Annotated in this window: 14 protein-coding genes; 4 read left to right on the top strand and 10 right to left on the bottom strand. The window is 74.1% G+C overall.

Annotated elements, in window-relative coordinates; translation table 11 throughout:
* Positions 1–235: 235 nt before the first annotated feature.
* Genes ACFYWL_RS22740 through fdxA form a run of 7 tightly spaced genes read right to left on the bottom strand, consistent with a single transcriptional unit; the run spans position 236 to position 5,764 of the window.
* Positions 236–1,141 (bottom strand): ribokinase, encoded by a 906-nt coding sequence (locus tag ACFYWL_RS22740; RefSeq protein ID WP_386975789.1) that lies wholly within the window; start codon positions 1,139–1,141, stop codon positions 236–238.
* A 7-nt stretch (positions 1,142–1,148) separates the two neighbouring features.
* Positions 1,149–1,523: a cupin domain-containing protein gene (locus tag ACFYWL_RS22735; RefSeq protein WP_074477804.1), complete on the bottom strand. Its 375-nt coding sequence runs from the start codon at positions 1,521–1,523 to the stop codon at positions 1,149–1,151.
* Between the two features lie 27 nt (positions 1,524–1,550).
* Complete coding sequence (locus ACFYWL_RS22730; RefSeq protein WP_386975786.1) at positions 1,551–2,345, bottom strand: aldolase/citrate lyase family protein; 795 nt, start codon at positions 2,343–2,345, stop codon at positions 1,551–1,553.
* Positions 2,345–3,502: a hypothetical protein gene (locus ACFYWL_RS22725; RefSeq protein ID WP_386975783.1), complete on the bottom strand. Its 1,158-nt coding sequence runs from the start codon at positions 3,500–3,502 to the stop codon at positions 2,345–2,347. Before ACFYWL_RS22725 ends, ACFYWL_RS22730 begins: the two co-directional genes overlap by 1 nt.
* Positions 3,499–4,476 carry a fumarylacetoacetate hydrolase family protein gene (locus ACFYWL_RS22720; protein WP_386975780.1) on the bottom strand — a complete coding sequence of 326 codons (978 nt, stop codon included), beginning with the start codon at positions 4,474–4,476 and terminating at the stop codon, positions 3,499–3,501. The genes ACFYWL_RS22725 and ACFYWL_RS22720 overlap by 4 nt, the downstream gene beginning before the upstream one ends.
* Positions 4,473–5,453 (bottom strand): NAD(P)/FAD-dependent oxidoreductase, encoded by a 981-nt coding sequence (locus ACFYWL_RS22715; RefSeq protein ID WP_386975777.1) that lies wholly within the window; start codon positions 5,451–5,453, stop codon positions 4,473–4,475. The genes ACFYWL_RS22720 and ACFYWL_RS22715 overlap by 4 nt, the downstream gene beginning before the upstream one ends.
* Positions 5,453–5,764 carry a ferredoxin gene (fdxA, locus tag ACFYWL_RS22710; protein WP_074477794.1) on the bottom strand — a complete coding sequence of 104 codons (312 nt, stop codon included), beginning with the start codon at positions 5,762–5,764 and terminating at the stop codon, positions 5,453–5,455. The genes ACFYWL_RS22715 and fdxA overlap by 1 nt, the downstream gene beginning before the upstream one ends.
* A 173-nt stretch (positions 5,765–5,937) precedes the next feature.
* On the opposite strand from fdxA, the gene ACFYWL_RS22705 reads away from it, so the two are divergent.
* On the top strand, positions 5,938–7,254 hold the full coding sequence (locus tag ACFYWL_RS22705; RefSeq protein ID WP_386975775.1) for a hypothetical protein: 1,317 nt from the start codon (positions 5,938–5,940) through the stop codon (positions 7,252–7,254).
* A gap of 49 nt (positions 7,255–7,303) precedes the next feature.
* Complete coding sequence (locus ACFYWL_RS22700) at positions 7,304–8,155, top strand: IclR family transcriptional regulator (protein WP_386975772.1); 852 nt, start codon at positions 7,304–7,306, stop codon at positions 8,153–8,155.
* Between the two features lie 37 nt (positions 8,156–8,192).
* Here the strand turns inward: ACFYWL_RS22700 and ACFYWL_RS22695 are convergent, their stop codons facing one another.
* From ACFYWL_RS22695 to ACFYWL_RS22685, 3 genes are all read right to left on the bottom strand, one after another.
* On the bottom strand, positions 8,193–8,960 hold the full coding sequence (locus ACFYWL_RS22695) for an IclR family transcriptional regulator (RefSeq protein WP_386975769.1): 768 nt from the start codon (positions 8,958–8,960) through the stop codon (positions 8,193–8,195).
* 384 nt (positions 8,961–9,344) lie between these two features.
* The gene (locus ACFYWL_RS22690) at positions 9,345–9,755 is read right to left on the bottom strand and encodes an ester cyclase (protein ID WP_386975766.1); all 411 of its coding nucleotides are present in this window, start codon (positions 9,753–9,755) and stop codon (positions 9,345–9,347) included.
* The gene (locus ACFYWL_RS22685) at positions 9,743–10,156 is read right to left on the bottom strand and encodes a VOC family protein (RefSeq protein ID WP_386975763.1); all 414 of its coding nucleotides are present in this window, start codon (positions 10,154–10,156) and stop codon (positions 9,743–9,745) included. Before ACFYWL_RS22685 ends, ACFYWL_RS22690 begins: the two co-directional genes overlap by 13 nt.
* A 221-nt stretch (positions 10,157–10,377) precedes the next feature.
* Here ACFYWL_RS22685 and ACFYWL_RS22680 point away from each other — a divergent pair, with 221 nt between their 5' ends.
* Together ACFYWL_RS22680 and ACFYWL_RS22675 are read left to right on the top strand one after the other, a co-directional pair.
* A complete protein-coding gene (locus ACFYWL_RS22680; protein WP_386975760.1) occupies positions 10,378–11,403 on the top strand; it encodes an aldo/keto reductase in 1,026 nt (341 codons plus the stop codon).
* A 369-nt stretch (positions 11,404–11,772) separates the two neighbouring features.
* The gene (locus tag ACFYWL_RS22675; protein ID WP_386975758.1) at positions 11,773–13,425 is read left to right on the top strand and encodes a glycoside hydrolase family 27 protein; all 1,653 of its coding nucleotides are present in this window, start codon (positions 11,773–11,775) and stop codon (positions 13,423–13,425) included.
* The last annotated feature ends 29 nt before the right edge of the window (positions 13,426–13,454 follow it).

The raw sequence follows: 13,454 nt of genomic DNA, 5'->3' as shown, positions 1-13,454 counted from the left end.
AGTTCACCCCCGGACATCGCTCATCTCGAATACCAGCCGGTGGCCGGAGGTGCTGCGTGGATGGGTGCAGAGCAAAGTGAGCGCGCGATGTCGTCCGGGGCCGGAGGACAGCCACGGACAGTGAAGGCGGCAATCCCACCGGCGAACGCCACGCGGCCCTCACGCCCCGTGGCCGTCACCGGAAAGGACAGGGGTGGCTGCGGCGCCACCCCCGGGCGCCGCTGCGGCCCCGCCCCTACGAGGCCGCCGGCACCTCGGCGCGGCGGGGCGCGGCGGCCATCGCGCCCGGCCGGGTCACCGTCACCGCCGCCACCCGGCTCGCCCAGCGGGCCGCCTCGTCGATCGCCGCGCCGTCGAGCAGCGCGTCGGCCAGCGCCGCGCAGAAGGTGTCCCCCGCGCCGGTGGCGTCCACCGCGTCGACGCGCTCGGCCGGCACCAGCCATTCCCGGTCCGCGGTGACCACCAGCGCGCCGTCCGCGCCGAGGGTCACCACCACCGGCCCCCGCGTGCCGAGGGACCGGGCCAGCGCGGGCAGTTCCGCCGGGCCCGGTGGGGACGCCGTCGCCGGGGCCCCGGCCAGGGCCGCCAGCTCGCCCCGGTTCGGCACCAGGATGTCGACCCGGGCCAGGGTCGCCGCGTCCACCGGCCGGGCCGGGGCCGGGTTGAGCACCACCAGGCCGCCCGCCGCGGCCACCGCGGCGGCCACCACCTCGGCGGCGACCTCCTGCTGCAACAGCACCGCGCGGGCCGAGGCGATCCGGTCGTACGACGGCGCGAGGTGCTCCGGCGCGAGCCACATGTTCGCCCCGGAGCTGACCGCGATGGTGCTGTCGCCGTCGGCGGTGACCAGCACGATCGCCTGACCGGTCGGGCGGGGCGCGCGCAGCACCCCGGCCGTGTCCACGCCCTCGGCGGCGAGCAGACCGGTGAGCCACTCCCCCTCGGCGTCGTCGCCGACCGCGCCGACCATGGCGACGCGGCGGCCCAGCCGGGCGGCGGCGACCGCCTGGTTGGCGCCCTTGCCGCCGCCGGCGCGCCGGTGGTCGGCGACGCCGAGCACGGTCTGGCCGGGCGCGGGCAGCTCGGCCAGGGGCACCACCACGTCGACGTTGAGGCTGCCCACCACCACGATGTCGGTCACGGCGGCCTCAGCCCTGCCCGGGACGCCAGGCGTGCGCCAGGAAGTCCGCCCGGGGCGGCGCGAAGACGTCCAGGTTGATGCAGGGGCCCTCGGTCGGCTCGACGTAGTGCTCCGCGCCGCGCGGCACGAGCAGCATCGAGCCCGCCCCCATCGGGTGCGGCACCCCGTCGACGTAGTAGTTGCACCGGCCGCCGAGGATCATCACGAGTTGGTCGAAGTCGTCGTGGTGGTGCGGGTTGAGCGTCATGCCCACGCTCAGTTCGTGCCAGGCCAGCACGACCTCGTCGGTGGCGTACACCTTGCGGCGCACCCCGGGCCGCACGTCGGTCGCCGGGATGTCGTCCCAGTTCACCGCGATGCCGTAGAGCTGCGGGTTGAGCATGTCAGCGCTCCCTTTCCGGGGTCGGGGTCAGCCGGCGAGCCGGCGCAGGCCGACGCCGAGCAGTTGCAGGTCCGAGCCGACCACCAGGTAGCCGGCGTCGGTGAGGCCGTACCGGGCCAGGGCCTCGGCCGTGCGGTCGGCCACCCAGCCGCCCAGCGCGGCCCCGGCCCCCCGGGCCGCCTCGGCGACGTCGCCGGTGCGCCGCAGCAGCGGCGTCGGGTCGTCGGTGCCGGCGAGGCCGAGGCTGACCGCCAGGTCGGTGGTGCCGACGAAGCCGACGTCCAGGCCGGCCAGCAGGTCGGGCAGGGGGTCGTCGGTGGTCGCCGTCTCGATCTGGGCGACCAGCAGCGGCGGGTCGGCGGCCTCCGCCGCCAGGTACCCGTCGAGGCCGCCGAGGCCGTAGCCGGCCGCCGGGTGGGCGAGGCTGATGCTGCGCCGCCCGTGCGGGGCGTACCGGCTGGCCGCGCGCAGCGCCCCGGCCTCGGCCCGGCTGCGGACGGTGGAGAGCTGGACCCCGACGGCGCCGGCCTCCAGCAGCCGGTTGACCTGGCCCGGGTCGACCGCCGGCACCCGGACCAGCGCCGGCAGGCCGAGCGCGGCGGCGAGCCGGAGCTGGTCGGCGGCGGCGCGCTCGTCCAGGGCGGAGTGCTCCAGGTCGACCACGACGAAGTCGAGCCCGGCCTGGGCGGCCAGGGCCACCACGTCGGGGCCGGGCAGCTTGAGGAACGTGCCGACGAGCCGCCCGCCACCGCGCAGCGCCGCCCGCAGCCGCCTGCGGGAGCGGTGCACGCCGACGGGCGGCGCGGCATCCGTGGCGGACATCAGCGGTTCAGGCCCCGCCACGGCACGGTCGGCACCCGCTCGCCGGCGAGCAGCACCAGGCTCGGCTCCAGCCGCGGCGCGACGATCCGGTTGCCGGCGGCGTCGGGCAGCTCGGCCTCCTCGGCGTCGGCGAGCACCGTGACGTGGGCCGGGCCGCCCTCGACGAGGCTGCCGTAGCCCTCGGCGTCGAGGCCGGTCAGGCGGGCCGGGGCGGACGTCACCCGGGGCACGATCTGCTCCATGGTCATGCCCATGGCCCGCAGCTTGGCCATGCTGGTGACCAGGTCGAACACCGGGCCGTGCCAGTTTCGGCCGCTGGTGTCGGAGGTGATCACGTCGGGCAGGAAGCCCTGCTCGATGGCCGGGCGGGCCACGGCGAAGCTGAGGTTGCTCTTGCCGTGGGCCGACTCGAACAGCACGCCCCGCTCGCGGGCGGCGTACACCTCGGGCAGGACGGTGCCGTCGGCGAGGATGCCGTACGGCTTGCCGGTGTAGCAGTGGGCCACGACGTCGCCGGGGCGCAGCAGGTCGAGGATCACCGGCAGCGGCTCCGGGGTCTCCCCGATGTGGATCATCAGCGGCAGCCCGGCCTCGGCGGACAGCGCGAGGGACCGCTTGAGCAGCGTGCGCCACTCCAGCCCGACGACGTCCTCGGAGAGGCGGATCTTGAAGCCGCGGACCCGGTGCGGGTTGGCGGCGGCGACCGCCAGGGCGTCCTCCGGCACCAGCGTGCCCGGGTTGAGCAGCTCGCCGAACCGGAAGTCGATCAGGCCGAGGACCGAGACGTTGAGGAAGTTGACCAGCCGCATCCGGGCCGGGGCGGCGACGAAGCGCTCGAACGCGGCGAAGGTGGACGCGCCGACCGTGCCGGCGTCGCAGGCCGCGACGACGCCCCGGTGCAGGTGCGCCTCGTCCGGCGGCGCGCCGACCTTGGAGACCTCGGCGAAGATGTGGGTGTGCGCCTCGACCAGGCCCGGCAGCACGTACTGCCCGGAGCAGTCGACCACCTGCCGGCCCTGCGCGGCGAGGCCGGGGGCGATCCGGGCCACCCGGTCGCCGGTGACCGCGACGTCGGTCACCTGGCTGACGCCGGTGGCGGCGTCGAACACCTCGCCGCCGGCCAGCACCAGGTCGTAGCGCGGGGAGCTGTCAGTCATGGCATCACGCTTTCTGTACGAAGCGGCGGCGACGGGCGGGCGTCGCCGGGCAGGGGGTCGGGCTCGGCCGTCGGGGCCGGGGTCTCGGCTGCCTGGGCCGGGGTCTCGGCGCGGAACCGGGTGCGCAGCGGCAGCACCCCGGCGACGGTGACCTCGACCAGGTCGCCGGGGCTCAGGAAGCAGCCCCGGTCCTGGCCGGTGCCGGTGGGGGTGCCGGTGAGCACCACGTCGCCCGGCTCCAGCACCACGTACCGGGAGATCCAGGCGAGCAGGTCGGGCACGGGGAAGATGAGGTCGGCGGTGCTGGCCTGCTGGCGCAGCTCCCCGTTGACCGTGGTCCGCACGCCGATGGCGTCGCGGTCGGCGACCCCGTCCAGGCCGAGCACCGAGGCGCCCAGCGCGCCGAAGCCGGGGAAGCTCTTGGCCAGGGTGGGGCTGCCGGAGGCGGCCATCACGTCGCGGCAGGTCAGGTCGTTGGCGGCGGTGATCCCGGCGACGTGCGCCCAGGCCCGCTCGGCGGGCGTGTGGTGCATCCGCGCCCCGATGACCAGGGCGACCTCGCCCTCGTAGTCGGACTGCGCGCTGACCGAGGTGGGCAGCGGCACGGTGTCGTCGGGGCCGGACGCGGCGTTGGGCGACTTGAGGTAGAGCACGGGCTGGGTGGGCAGGGGCCGCCCGGTGGTGCGCGCCTTGCAGTGGTAGTTGAGGCCCACCCCCCACACGGCCGGCGTCGCGCCCAGCGGGGCGACGACGTCGCCGGCGAGGGCGTCGAGGGACAGCCGGCGGCGCACGGCCGCGGCGCGGGCCGGGGCGAGCCCGGCGCCGGCGCGCAGCAGCGCGGCCACGTCGGGGTACGGCAGGTCGAGCAGCTCGACGTCGCCGTCGCCGGTGAGCCGGCCCAGCCCGTGCCGGGTGGCGACCAGGTGCGTGCCGTCGCCGGCGGTGTGCCGGGCCTCGTCGCGGGGGGCGGTCATGCCGCGTCCGAGGAGTGCCCGGGCACGGTGCCCAGCGCCGGGTTGACCAGCGGGGCGAGGTTGTTGACGGCGGCGGCGGCCTCGCCGAAGCCGACGGAGATCAGCCGCACCTTGCCCTCGTAGTCGGTGATGTCGCCGGCGGCGAAGACGCGCGGCAGGTTGGTGCGCATCGACCGGTCGACGGCGACGTAGCGCCGGTGCATCTCCAGGCCCCAGCGTTCCATGGCGCTGAGGTCGGCGATGAAGCCGAGGGCGGCCACCACCGCCTGCGCGGGCAGCTCCTCGCGGCCCTCGCCGCGCACCTCGGCGATCGTCACGGAGGTGACGTGCTGCTCCCCGGCGATGCCGCACACCTCGTACGGGGTGACCACGCGCACGGTGGAGGACTCCAGCTGGGCGACGCTGTGCTCGTGGGCGCGGAACTGCGGCCGGCGGTGCACGAGGGTGACGCTGCGGGCGTACGGCTCCAGCGCGAGGGCCCAGTCGACGGCGGAGTCGCCGCCGCCGACCACGACGACCTCCTGGCCGGCGAGCTCGTCGAGGCGGGGCACGAAGTAGCGCAGGCCCCGGCCGAGGTAGTCGCTGCCGACGGGCAGCTCGCGGGGGGTGAAGGTGCCGATGCCGGCGGTCAGCAGGACGGCCTTGGCGCGTACCCGGGTGCCGGCGTCGGTGCCGATGAGCACGTGGTCCTCGGCGCAGGTCAGGTCGACGGCGCTCTCGCCGAGCAGGTACGTCGGCTTGGCGGTGGCGGCCTGGGTGAGCAGGGCGTCGACGAGTTCCTGGCCGCGCACGGAGGGCAGGCCGGCGATGTCGTAGATGGCCTTCTCGGGGTAGAGGGCGGCGATCTGGCCGCCGGGCTCGGGCAGCGAGTCGATCACCGCCACGCTCATCCCGCGGAAGCCGGCGTAGTAGGTGGCGTAGAGGCCGGCGGGGCCGGCGCCGACGATCGCGAGGTCGACCTCGTGCTGGTCGCCCATCAGGTGGCGCTCCCCGCGACGGCCGGGTGGTCGCGGCCGACCCGACCGATCTTGCGGGCCCCGCCGGGGCTGCCGATCTCGCCGAAGAACTCGGCGTTGATCGGGCCGAAGTGGGCCCGGTCGGCCGGCAGGTCCTCCAGGTGGAAGATCGACGTGACGGGGCAGACCGGCTCGCAGCGCCCGCAGTCGACGCACTCGTCCGGGTTGATGTACATCATCCGGTCGCCCTCGTAGATGCAGTCCACGGGGCACTCCTCGACGCAGGACCGATCCTGCACGTCCACACACTCGTCGGTGACCACGTAGGCCATCGGTCCTCCAGCGGTTGGGTCGGCCGTCCGCATCCGCACCGCTGACCGTCGCGCGGACGTCGCCGGATGCGGGGCGATGTCGTTGATGTCAGGTCACGCTAGAGAAGCCATCCCGAGTATGTCAACATACGAGACGTCATCTTGAATGAAGTCACGGCGGCGGGAGCGCGGGGATGGACGACGAGGTGCCGGCGGCACTGCGACGGGCGGCCGGGCAGGCGATCGACGAGGCGGACGTCCTCGACGCGCTGGCCGTGCTGGGAGCGGGGCCCAGCCCGTACGGCCGGGAACGGGCCACCGCCTGCCGGCTCGCCGACTGGGCCGCCGCGCGCTGGCCGGAGCTGTCCTGGCGGGTCGACCCCCTGGAGGCGACGGCGGCGCTGCCCGACAGCGCCAACCTCGTCGGCTCCTCCGCCCTCGGCGCCGCGCCGGAGCTGCTCGTCTACTCGCACCTGGACACCTCGCTGACCGGCGGGGCCGACTTCGACGCGCCGATCACCGGCCTGGACGCCCCCGCGCCCGAGCTGACCAGGCCGACCGGGGCGGACGCCGGGCCGGTGGTCAGCGGCTTCGGCCTCGGGGTGGCCCGCGCGGCGACCGCCGCCGCCCTGGTCGGCTTCGCCGCGGCGGCCGGCGCGTGCCGGGCCGCCGGCCGGCCGCACCGGCTGACCCTGCTGCTCGCCGCCGCCGGCACCCACCGCAACGACCCCGACGCCGGCCCCGCCCCCGGCGGCGTGGCCCACCACCTGGACCGGCACCCGCTGCCGGCCGCCGCCGTCGTGGCCAAGAGCGGCCCGCCCGGCGTGCTCACCGCCGAGCCGGGGGCCATGTTCCTCCGGGTACGGCTGACCAGCCGCTTCCATCCGGCGCTGTCCCGCGACGCCGCCGTCCCGCCGGGCGGCCTGCTGGCACACCTCGGCCGGGTGGTCGCGGCGCTGGAGGCGTTCCGCAGCGCGCACCTGGCCGGTCGCGCCGGGCGCGGCGGCCAGGTCGGGGCGGAGGTGGGCATCGGCGCGGTGCGGGCCGGCCAGCCGGGCAAGCCCGACCTGCTGCCCGGCCGGCTGGACTTCCACCTCTACCTGGTGACGGTGCCCGGCGACGAGCCAACGGAGATCGCCGACGCCCTGGCCGCGACGCTGGCCGAGAGGCTGCGCGGCACCCCGCTGGGCGACTGCGGGGTGAGCGTGACCGGCTGGCCCGTCCACCCGGCCGCCGCCACCGACCCCGACGCACCGATCTGCCGGTGGGCCGCCGACGCCTGGCGGGCGGCGCACGGCCGCGAGCCTCGGCCAATCCGGGGCTGGACGGGGTCGACCGACGGGGTGGTGCTGCGCGGGCGGGGCGTGCCGACCGTCCGGCTGGGCCCACCGCCGCTGCCGCCGGACCCGACCGAACCCCGGCGGGACCGCTACGCGGTTGCCGAGCTGGTGCGTTTCGCCCGGATTTATGCCGACATCGCGCTACGAAGTCGGCAGATATCGACAGGCTGATGTGCCATATGCCATGATACTGTCTCACTTCACGCAACGAGGGATCCAGATGGCGGACGACAGCCCCTCGCCGGGGAAGAACGCGGACCAGAGCGCCCCGGCGATCCAGACCGTGCAGCGCGCGGCGGTCATCCTCAACGCGTTCACCGCAGCGCGCCCACGACTCAGCCTCAACGAACTGACCGCCAGCCTCGGCACCAGCAAGGCGACGGCCCACCGCTACACGAAGGCCCTGCGGGAGAGCAACCTGCTGCGCTACGACGAGCGGGAGGGACTCTACTCGCTCGGCCCGCAGATCCTGACCCTCTCCGCCGCCGCGCGCGCCGCGATGCCGGTGATCAGCATCGCCGGCCCGCACATGCAGCAGCTCGTCCGCGAGATCGACGAAACCGTGGTGCTCAGCGTCTGGGACGGCGACACGGCGGTGGTCGTCCGCGCCGACGACAACACCGACCGGGTCATCCGCGTCAGCGTCCGCACCGGCTCCCGGCTCTCGCGCACCGAGTCCGCCCAGGGCCGGGTCTTCTGCGCCTTCCTGCCCGAGGACGACGTGGTCGGGCTGGCCGACGAGCTGGCCGCCTCCGCCGAGCTGCGCCGGGAGGTCGACAAGATCCGCCGCACCGGCATCTCGGCAAACACGCCGTCGGCCAACGGCGTGCGCAGCATCGCCGCGCCCATCTTCCGTGGCAACACGCTGATCGCCGCGATGGCCATCGTCGGCACCACCACCTCCGTGCCGGAGGGCACCGACACCCCGCTCGCCATCGCCCTGCAGCGCGTCGCCGCCCTGGTCACCGCCGAGCTGGGCAGCACCGGCAACGGCAACGGCCACCACCTGACGCCGGACAACGGCAACGGCCACCGTCCCCCGGCGGCACGCGGGGGCGCGGGCCGGCGCTGACCAGCGCGGGCCGGGCGCGGGCCGGGCGCGGGTCGGGTCAGCCGACCGCCGCGCCGAGCCCCTCGGACAGCTCGCGCGCGATGCGCAGCAGGGCGTCCGCTGCCGCGGCCTCCGCCGCGCCGGAGAGCACCGCGTCGGTGCCGAGCACGCCCAACGCGGCCACCACCTGGGTACGCTCGAACACCGGCGCGGCCAGCACCCGCACCCCGAAGTCCTCCGGCGAGTTGGCCGCGAACCCGTCGCGGCGCACCTGCTCCACCACCGCCCGCAGCCCGGCCGACAGGCGCAGTTGGCGGGCCACCACCGGGGCCTCGGCGGGCGGCAGGAACGCGCAGAACACCCGGCCCTGCGCCGAGCGCACCAGGTCCAGCGGCGATCCCGTACGCACACTCAGCCGCACGTCGCCGCTGACGTTGTCCATGCAGCGGACCACGATCGGGCTCTCGCCGTTCCACACGCTGAGCACCGAGGTCTGGTTGGTCAGCCGGGTCAGCCGGTCCAGGTAGGGCTCGGCGGCGGTGACGATGGGCAGCGCCGCGCGGGCGGCGGCCTCCATCGCCAGGATCTGCGGCCCCAGCGTGTAGGTGGCGGTGGCCGTGTCGAAGCGCAGCAGGTTGGCCGCGCGCAGCGCGCGGGCGTACCGGTGCGCGGTGGCCCGGCTGATCGCGAGGTCGGCGGTCAGCTCCGCCAGGGTGAGCCGGGGCCGCTCGGCGGAGAACGCCTTCAGGATGGTGGCGGCCCGCTGCACGGTCTGGATCGCCGGCGCGTCGCCGCTGTGCTCCTCGACCCCGACCCCGGCCGCCATCGCGTCACCTCACGCATCCCCGTCGCCTCCGCAGGATGCGCACTCTACCCAGCGCGACGGCCGGGGCGCGAGAACGACGGCGGGGGCGGCGTGGTCGCCGCCCCCTCGCGCGAGCCCAACAGTTACTCTGAGTGGTATCGGGCCCGAATCACCCGGACGATGCCGCCCTGACGTTGCGTCACGTTTCCGCCACCCCCGCCCGCGCGAACCGCGTCCTTTGCTCTGCACCCACCGGCGCAACACGGTGGCCGTGCTGCGCCGACGCGCGACGCCGAGGCGCGGGAGCAGGCGGCGGTCGACTACCCTACGCGACCGCTGCGTCATTGGGTGCAGAGCAAAGGGGTCGGCTAGGCGTATCGGCCGGGGCGAGGCGCCCACGCAAAGTCACTGCTCTACGGCAAGCTGGCGATGCACCTCGCCGCTGTCCCAGTAGTCGACCCGGTGCGCGACCAGGCCGTCGGCGTCGACCCGGAACCGGAACATCCCGCGCACGCGCACCGGGGCCCGGCCCGCGGAGACCAGCCGGAACGACATCCGGTACGCCAGCGCGGCCCGGTCCCCGTCGACGATCAGCTCCTCCACCTCGTAGCGGAGGTCGGCGAACTCGGCCAGGAAGCCGTCGAGCCGCTCCCGGTAGCCGGCCCGGCCGACCACCCCCCGCCCGAGCCCGGCGGTGTGCTCGTTGACGAAGCCCACGCTGACGCAGGCGGCGACGGCATCGGCGTCGTGGGCGTTCAACGCGGCGAGGTAGCGCAGCACCGCCTCCCGGGTCCGCGCCGCGGTCAGTTCCCCCACAGCCGCCGTACGGTGTCGAACACCTGCTGGTCGTGGGAGATCTCGATGACGTTGCCGTCGGGGTCCTTCAGCGCGCAGATGTAGCCGACCGGCGGCGGCATCTGGCGGGGCTCCCAGTGCAGGCAGCCCAGCTCGCGGGCGCGCGCGGCGATCTCGTCGACGTCCGAGCGCTGCGGCACCTCGATGCCGATGTGCGCGAACGGGTGGAGCAGGCCGAGCTGGCCGCCCTTGTCCTTGTTGAACGAGACGAGCACCAGCACGAACGGCGTCTCGACCTGCTTGTCGTTGGAGAGCCACACGCTCTCCCCGTCGGCGTCGGCGAACCGCTCCACCACCACCAGCGGGGTGAGGGCGGTGTAGAACGCGATCGCCTTGTCGAGGTCGCCGGTGGGCAGTGCCACATGCGTCCATCGGGCTTGGGTCAGGCCGGTCCCCATGAGTACCTCCACCGTGCCGGAATGTCCAGAACAACGCTGTCACCAGCCTATTCGTCCCCCGGTCGCGGCGGCGATGTGCCGGGGACACAAACCCGGCCGGGCCGATTCGACCCGGCGGGACAGTGCCGGGGGTCGGGCCGGCGTGCCAGCGTGGTCACACACACCAGTGGGAGGACGATCAGATCATGCGCTACCGCAGGCTCGGCGGCACGGGCGTCGAGGTCAGCACGCTCTGCCTCGGCACGATGATGTTCGGCGCGTGGGGCAACACCGACGAGAAGGAGTGCCACCGGATCGTCGCCGAGGCGCTCGACGCCGGGATCAACCTGGTCGACACCGCCGACGTGTACGCGCACGGCGAGAGCGAGGAGATCCTCGGCCGGGCGCTGCGCGGGCGGCGCGACGACGTGGTGCTGGCCACCAAGTTCCACGAGCCGATGGGCGACGACCGCAACCGGCGGGGCAACTCCCGGCGGTGGATCACGCGGGCGGTCGAGGACAGCCTGCGCCGGCTGGGCACCGACTGGATCGACGTCTACCAGGTGCACCGCCCTGACCCGCGCACCGACGTCGACGAGACCCTCGGCGCCCTGTCCGACCTGGTCCGGCAGGGCAAGGTACGCCTCGTCGGCACCTCCGCGTTCCCCGCCGAGCAGATCGTCGAGGCGCAGTGGGTCGCGCAGCAGCGCCAGCGGGAACGCTTCACCACCGAGCAGCTCGCGTACTCGATCCTGGCCCGGGGCGCCGAGGCCGGCGTGCTGCCGACCTGCGAGCGGCACCGGCTCGGGGTGATGGTCTTCAGCCCGCTCAACGGCGGCTGGCTGACGGGCAAGTACCGCGCGGGCAGCGTGCCGGCGGACTCCCGCGCCGGGCGCAACGGCGACCACTTCGACTTCCGCGACGCCGCCGCCCGCGACCGCAAGCTCGACCTGGTCGGCGAGCTGGAGGTGCTCGCCCGGGAGAGCGGCCTGACGCTGATCGAGCTGGCGCTGGGCTTCGTGCTCAGCCACCCGGCCGTGACCAGCGCCGTCATCGGCCCCCGCACCCTGGAGCAGCTGCGCAGCCAGCTCGGCGCGGGCCAGCTCGACGGGCTGCCGGCCGACGTGCTGGACCGCATCGACGCGCTGGTGCCGCCGGGCCACAACGTCAACCCGGCCGACGCCGGATACCAACCGCCGGCGCTGACCGACCCGGCCCTGCGGCGGCGCTGACGCCGCCTGCCGCTCCCGCCGCACCCCCTGCCGCCCGTCCGCAGCCAGCACTCTCGCTGCGGGCGGGCGGCTTCCGTGTCGGCCCGTGACCACGCACGGCACGTAACCCCATTGGCGGCCGACGATCGCCAACGGCTCCGTTGCTTGCCGATGTGAGCGATCACATGTTAACTTTCCCGAGGAGCTACCGGGCCGCTCCAACCAGCTCATCGGGACGCCGCGCAGCACTGCGGCCAGGTCTCTTTGCCGCTCCGTAATCGCAGGTGACCACCACCATGATGTCACCAGTGCACCACCCCCGCGCCTGCCAAATGGCACATCAATTGGCGGGCAGCACGACGACATCCACCGTCCGAAAATGGAGAGTCAATGCGCGCACGTACGAGATGGTTCGCCGCCCTTGGCGTCGCACTCCTGGGAGCAGTCGGATTGACCGTGGTCGACACGGTTTCCGCCCCGCAGCCCGCTCAGGCATTGGAGAACGGGGTGGGCCGCACCCCGCCGATGGGCTGGAACAGCTGGAACACGTTCGGCTGTAACATCAGCGAGGCGCTGATCCGGCAGATGGCCGACGCCATGGTCAACACCGGCATGCGGGACGCCGGCTACCAGTACGTCGTCGTCGACGACTGCTGGATGAACCCCAACCGCGACTCGGCCGGCAACCTCCAGGGCGATCCGACCCGGTTCCCCAGCGGCATGAAGGCCCTGGGTGACTACATCCACAGCAAGGGCCTCAAGTTCGGCATCTACCAGGCCCCGCTGGACAAGACCTGCGCCCAGTACTTCAACTCCTACCCCGGGGCCACCGGCGCCATGGGCCACGAGGCCCAGGACGCCCGCCAGTTCGCCGCCTGGGGCGTCGACTATCTCAAGTACGACTGGTGCTCCCCCACCGGGACCATCAACGAGCAGGTCAACCGGTTTGCCATCATGCGCGACGCGCTCGCCGCCACCGGTCGTCCCATCCTCTACAGCATCAACTCCAACAGCATCCACGAGAAGACCGGCCCCATGCGCAACTGGGGCGACGTCGCCAACATCTGGCGCACCACCGAGGACATCACCAACGCCTGGAACACCGGCCAGACCAACGGCTACCCCATGGGCATCCAGAACATCATCAACGTCACCGTGCCGCTGGCCGGTTACGCGCGTCCGGGTGCGTTCAACGACCCCGACATGATGGAGGTCGGCCGGGGCGGCATGAACGACACCGAGATGCGCAGCCACTTCGCGATGTGGGCGATCATGGCCTCGCCGCTGATCGCCGGCAACGACATCCGCAACATGGACAGCGCCACGCAGACCATCCTCAAGAACGCCAACCTCATCGCGATCAACCAGGACACCCTCGGCCTCCAGGGCACGCAGGTCTCCAACGACGGCACCCGCCGGGTGCTCGCCAAGCGGCTCGCCAACGGCGACGTCGCGGTCGCCCTGTTCAACCAGGGCAGCTCCACCACGACCGTCTCCACCACCGCCGCCGCGATCGGCAAGTCCGGCTCCTCGTTCACCCTGCGCGACGCCTGGACGAACGGCACCTCCACCACCACCGGCGCCATCTCCGCCAGCGTCCCGGCCCACGGCACGGTCGTCTACCGGGTCAGCGGCGGCGGCACCACCACCCCGCCGCCCACCACCACGTTCCGGCTGCGCAGCGAGTCCAGCGGCCGGTGCCTGGACGTCGACAACGGCAACACGGCCAACGGCACGGGGGCGCTGATCTGGGACTGCCACAGCAACGCCAACCAGCAGTTCACCCAGTCCGGCCAGGCCCTCCAGGTCCTCGGCAAGTGCCTGGAGCTGCCCACGAACGCCGCCGCCGGCACGCGGGCGCAGATCTGGGACTGCAACGGCGGCACCAACCAGCAGTGGACCTTCAACGGCAACGGCACCATCAGCAACGTACGGTTCCCGTCGCTCTGCCTGGACGTCAACAACTCCGGCACGGCCAACGGCACCACCGTGCTCGCCTGGACCTGCCACACCGCCGCCAACCAGCGGTGGAGCCGGGCCTGACCTGACACCGCGCGCGACCGGGCGCCCCG

The organism is Micromonospora sp. NPDC002575, from assembly GCF_042889525.1.
GTDB lineage: Bacteria > Actinomycetota > Actinomycetes > Mycobacteriales > Micromonosporaceae > Micromonospora > Micromonospora carbonacea.
Note: the sequence above shows the minus strand (reverse complement) of the source record. Positions and strands in the feature narration are given on the sequence as shown.

What these genes read in the sequence shown, in the direction of transcription:
- ACFYWL_RS22735 (WP_074477804.1), bottom strand. Translation starts at nt 1,523, where the DNA reads ATGCTCAACCCGCAGCTCTACGGCATCGCGGTGAACTGGGACGACATC.
- ACFYWL_RS22730 (WP_386975786.1), bottom strand. Translation starts at nt 2,345, where the DNA reads ATGTCCGCCACGGATGCCGCGCCGCCCGTCGGCGTGCACCGCTCCCGC.
- ACFYWL_RS22725 (WP_386975783.1), bottom strand. Translation starts at nt 3,502, where the DNA reads ATGACTGACAGCTCCCCGCGCTACGACCTGGTGCTGGCCGGCGGCGAG.
- ACFYWL_RS22720 (WP_386975780.1), bottom strand. Translation starts at nt 4,476, where the DNA reads ATGACCGCCCCCCGCGACGAGGCCCGGCACACCGCCGGCGACGGCACG.
- ACFYWL_RS22715 (WP_386975777.1), bottom strand. Translation starts at nt 5,453, where the DNA reads ATGGGCGACCAGCACGAGGTCGACCTCGCGATCGTCGGCGCCGGCCCC.
- fdxA (WP_074477794.1), bottom strand. Translation starts at nt 5,764, where the DNA reads ATGGCCTACGTGGTCACCGACGAGTGTGTGGACGTGCAGGATCGGTCC.
- ACFYWL_RS22705 (WP_386975775.1), top strand. Translation starts at nt 5,938, where the DNA reads ATGGACGACGAGGTGCCGGCGGCACTGCGACGGGCGGCCGGGCAGGCG.
- ACFYWL_RS22700 (WP_386975772.1), top strand. Translation starts at nt 7,304, where the DNA reads ATGGCGGACGACAGCCCCTCGCCGGGGAAGAACGCGGACCAGAGCGCC.
- ACFYWL_RS22695 (WP_386975769.1), bottom strand. Translation starts at nt 8,960, where the DNA reads ATGGCGGCCGGGGTCGGGGTCGAGGAGCACAGCGGCGACGCGCCGGCG.
- ACFYWL_RS22680 (WP_386975760.1), top strand. Translation starts at nt 10,378, where the DNA reads ATGCGCTACCGCAGGCTCGGCGGCACGGGCGTCGAGGTCAGCACGCTC.
- ACFYWL_RS22675 (WP_386975758.1), top strand. Translation starts at nt 11,773, where the DNA reads ATGCGCGCACGTACGAGATGGTTCGCCGCCCTTGGCGTCGCACTCCTG.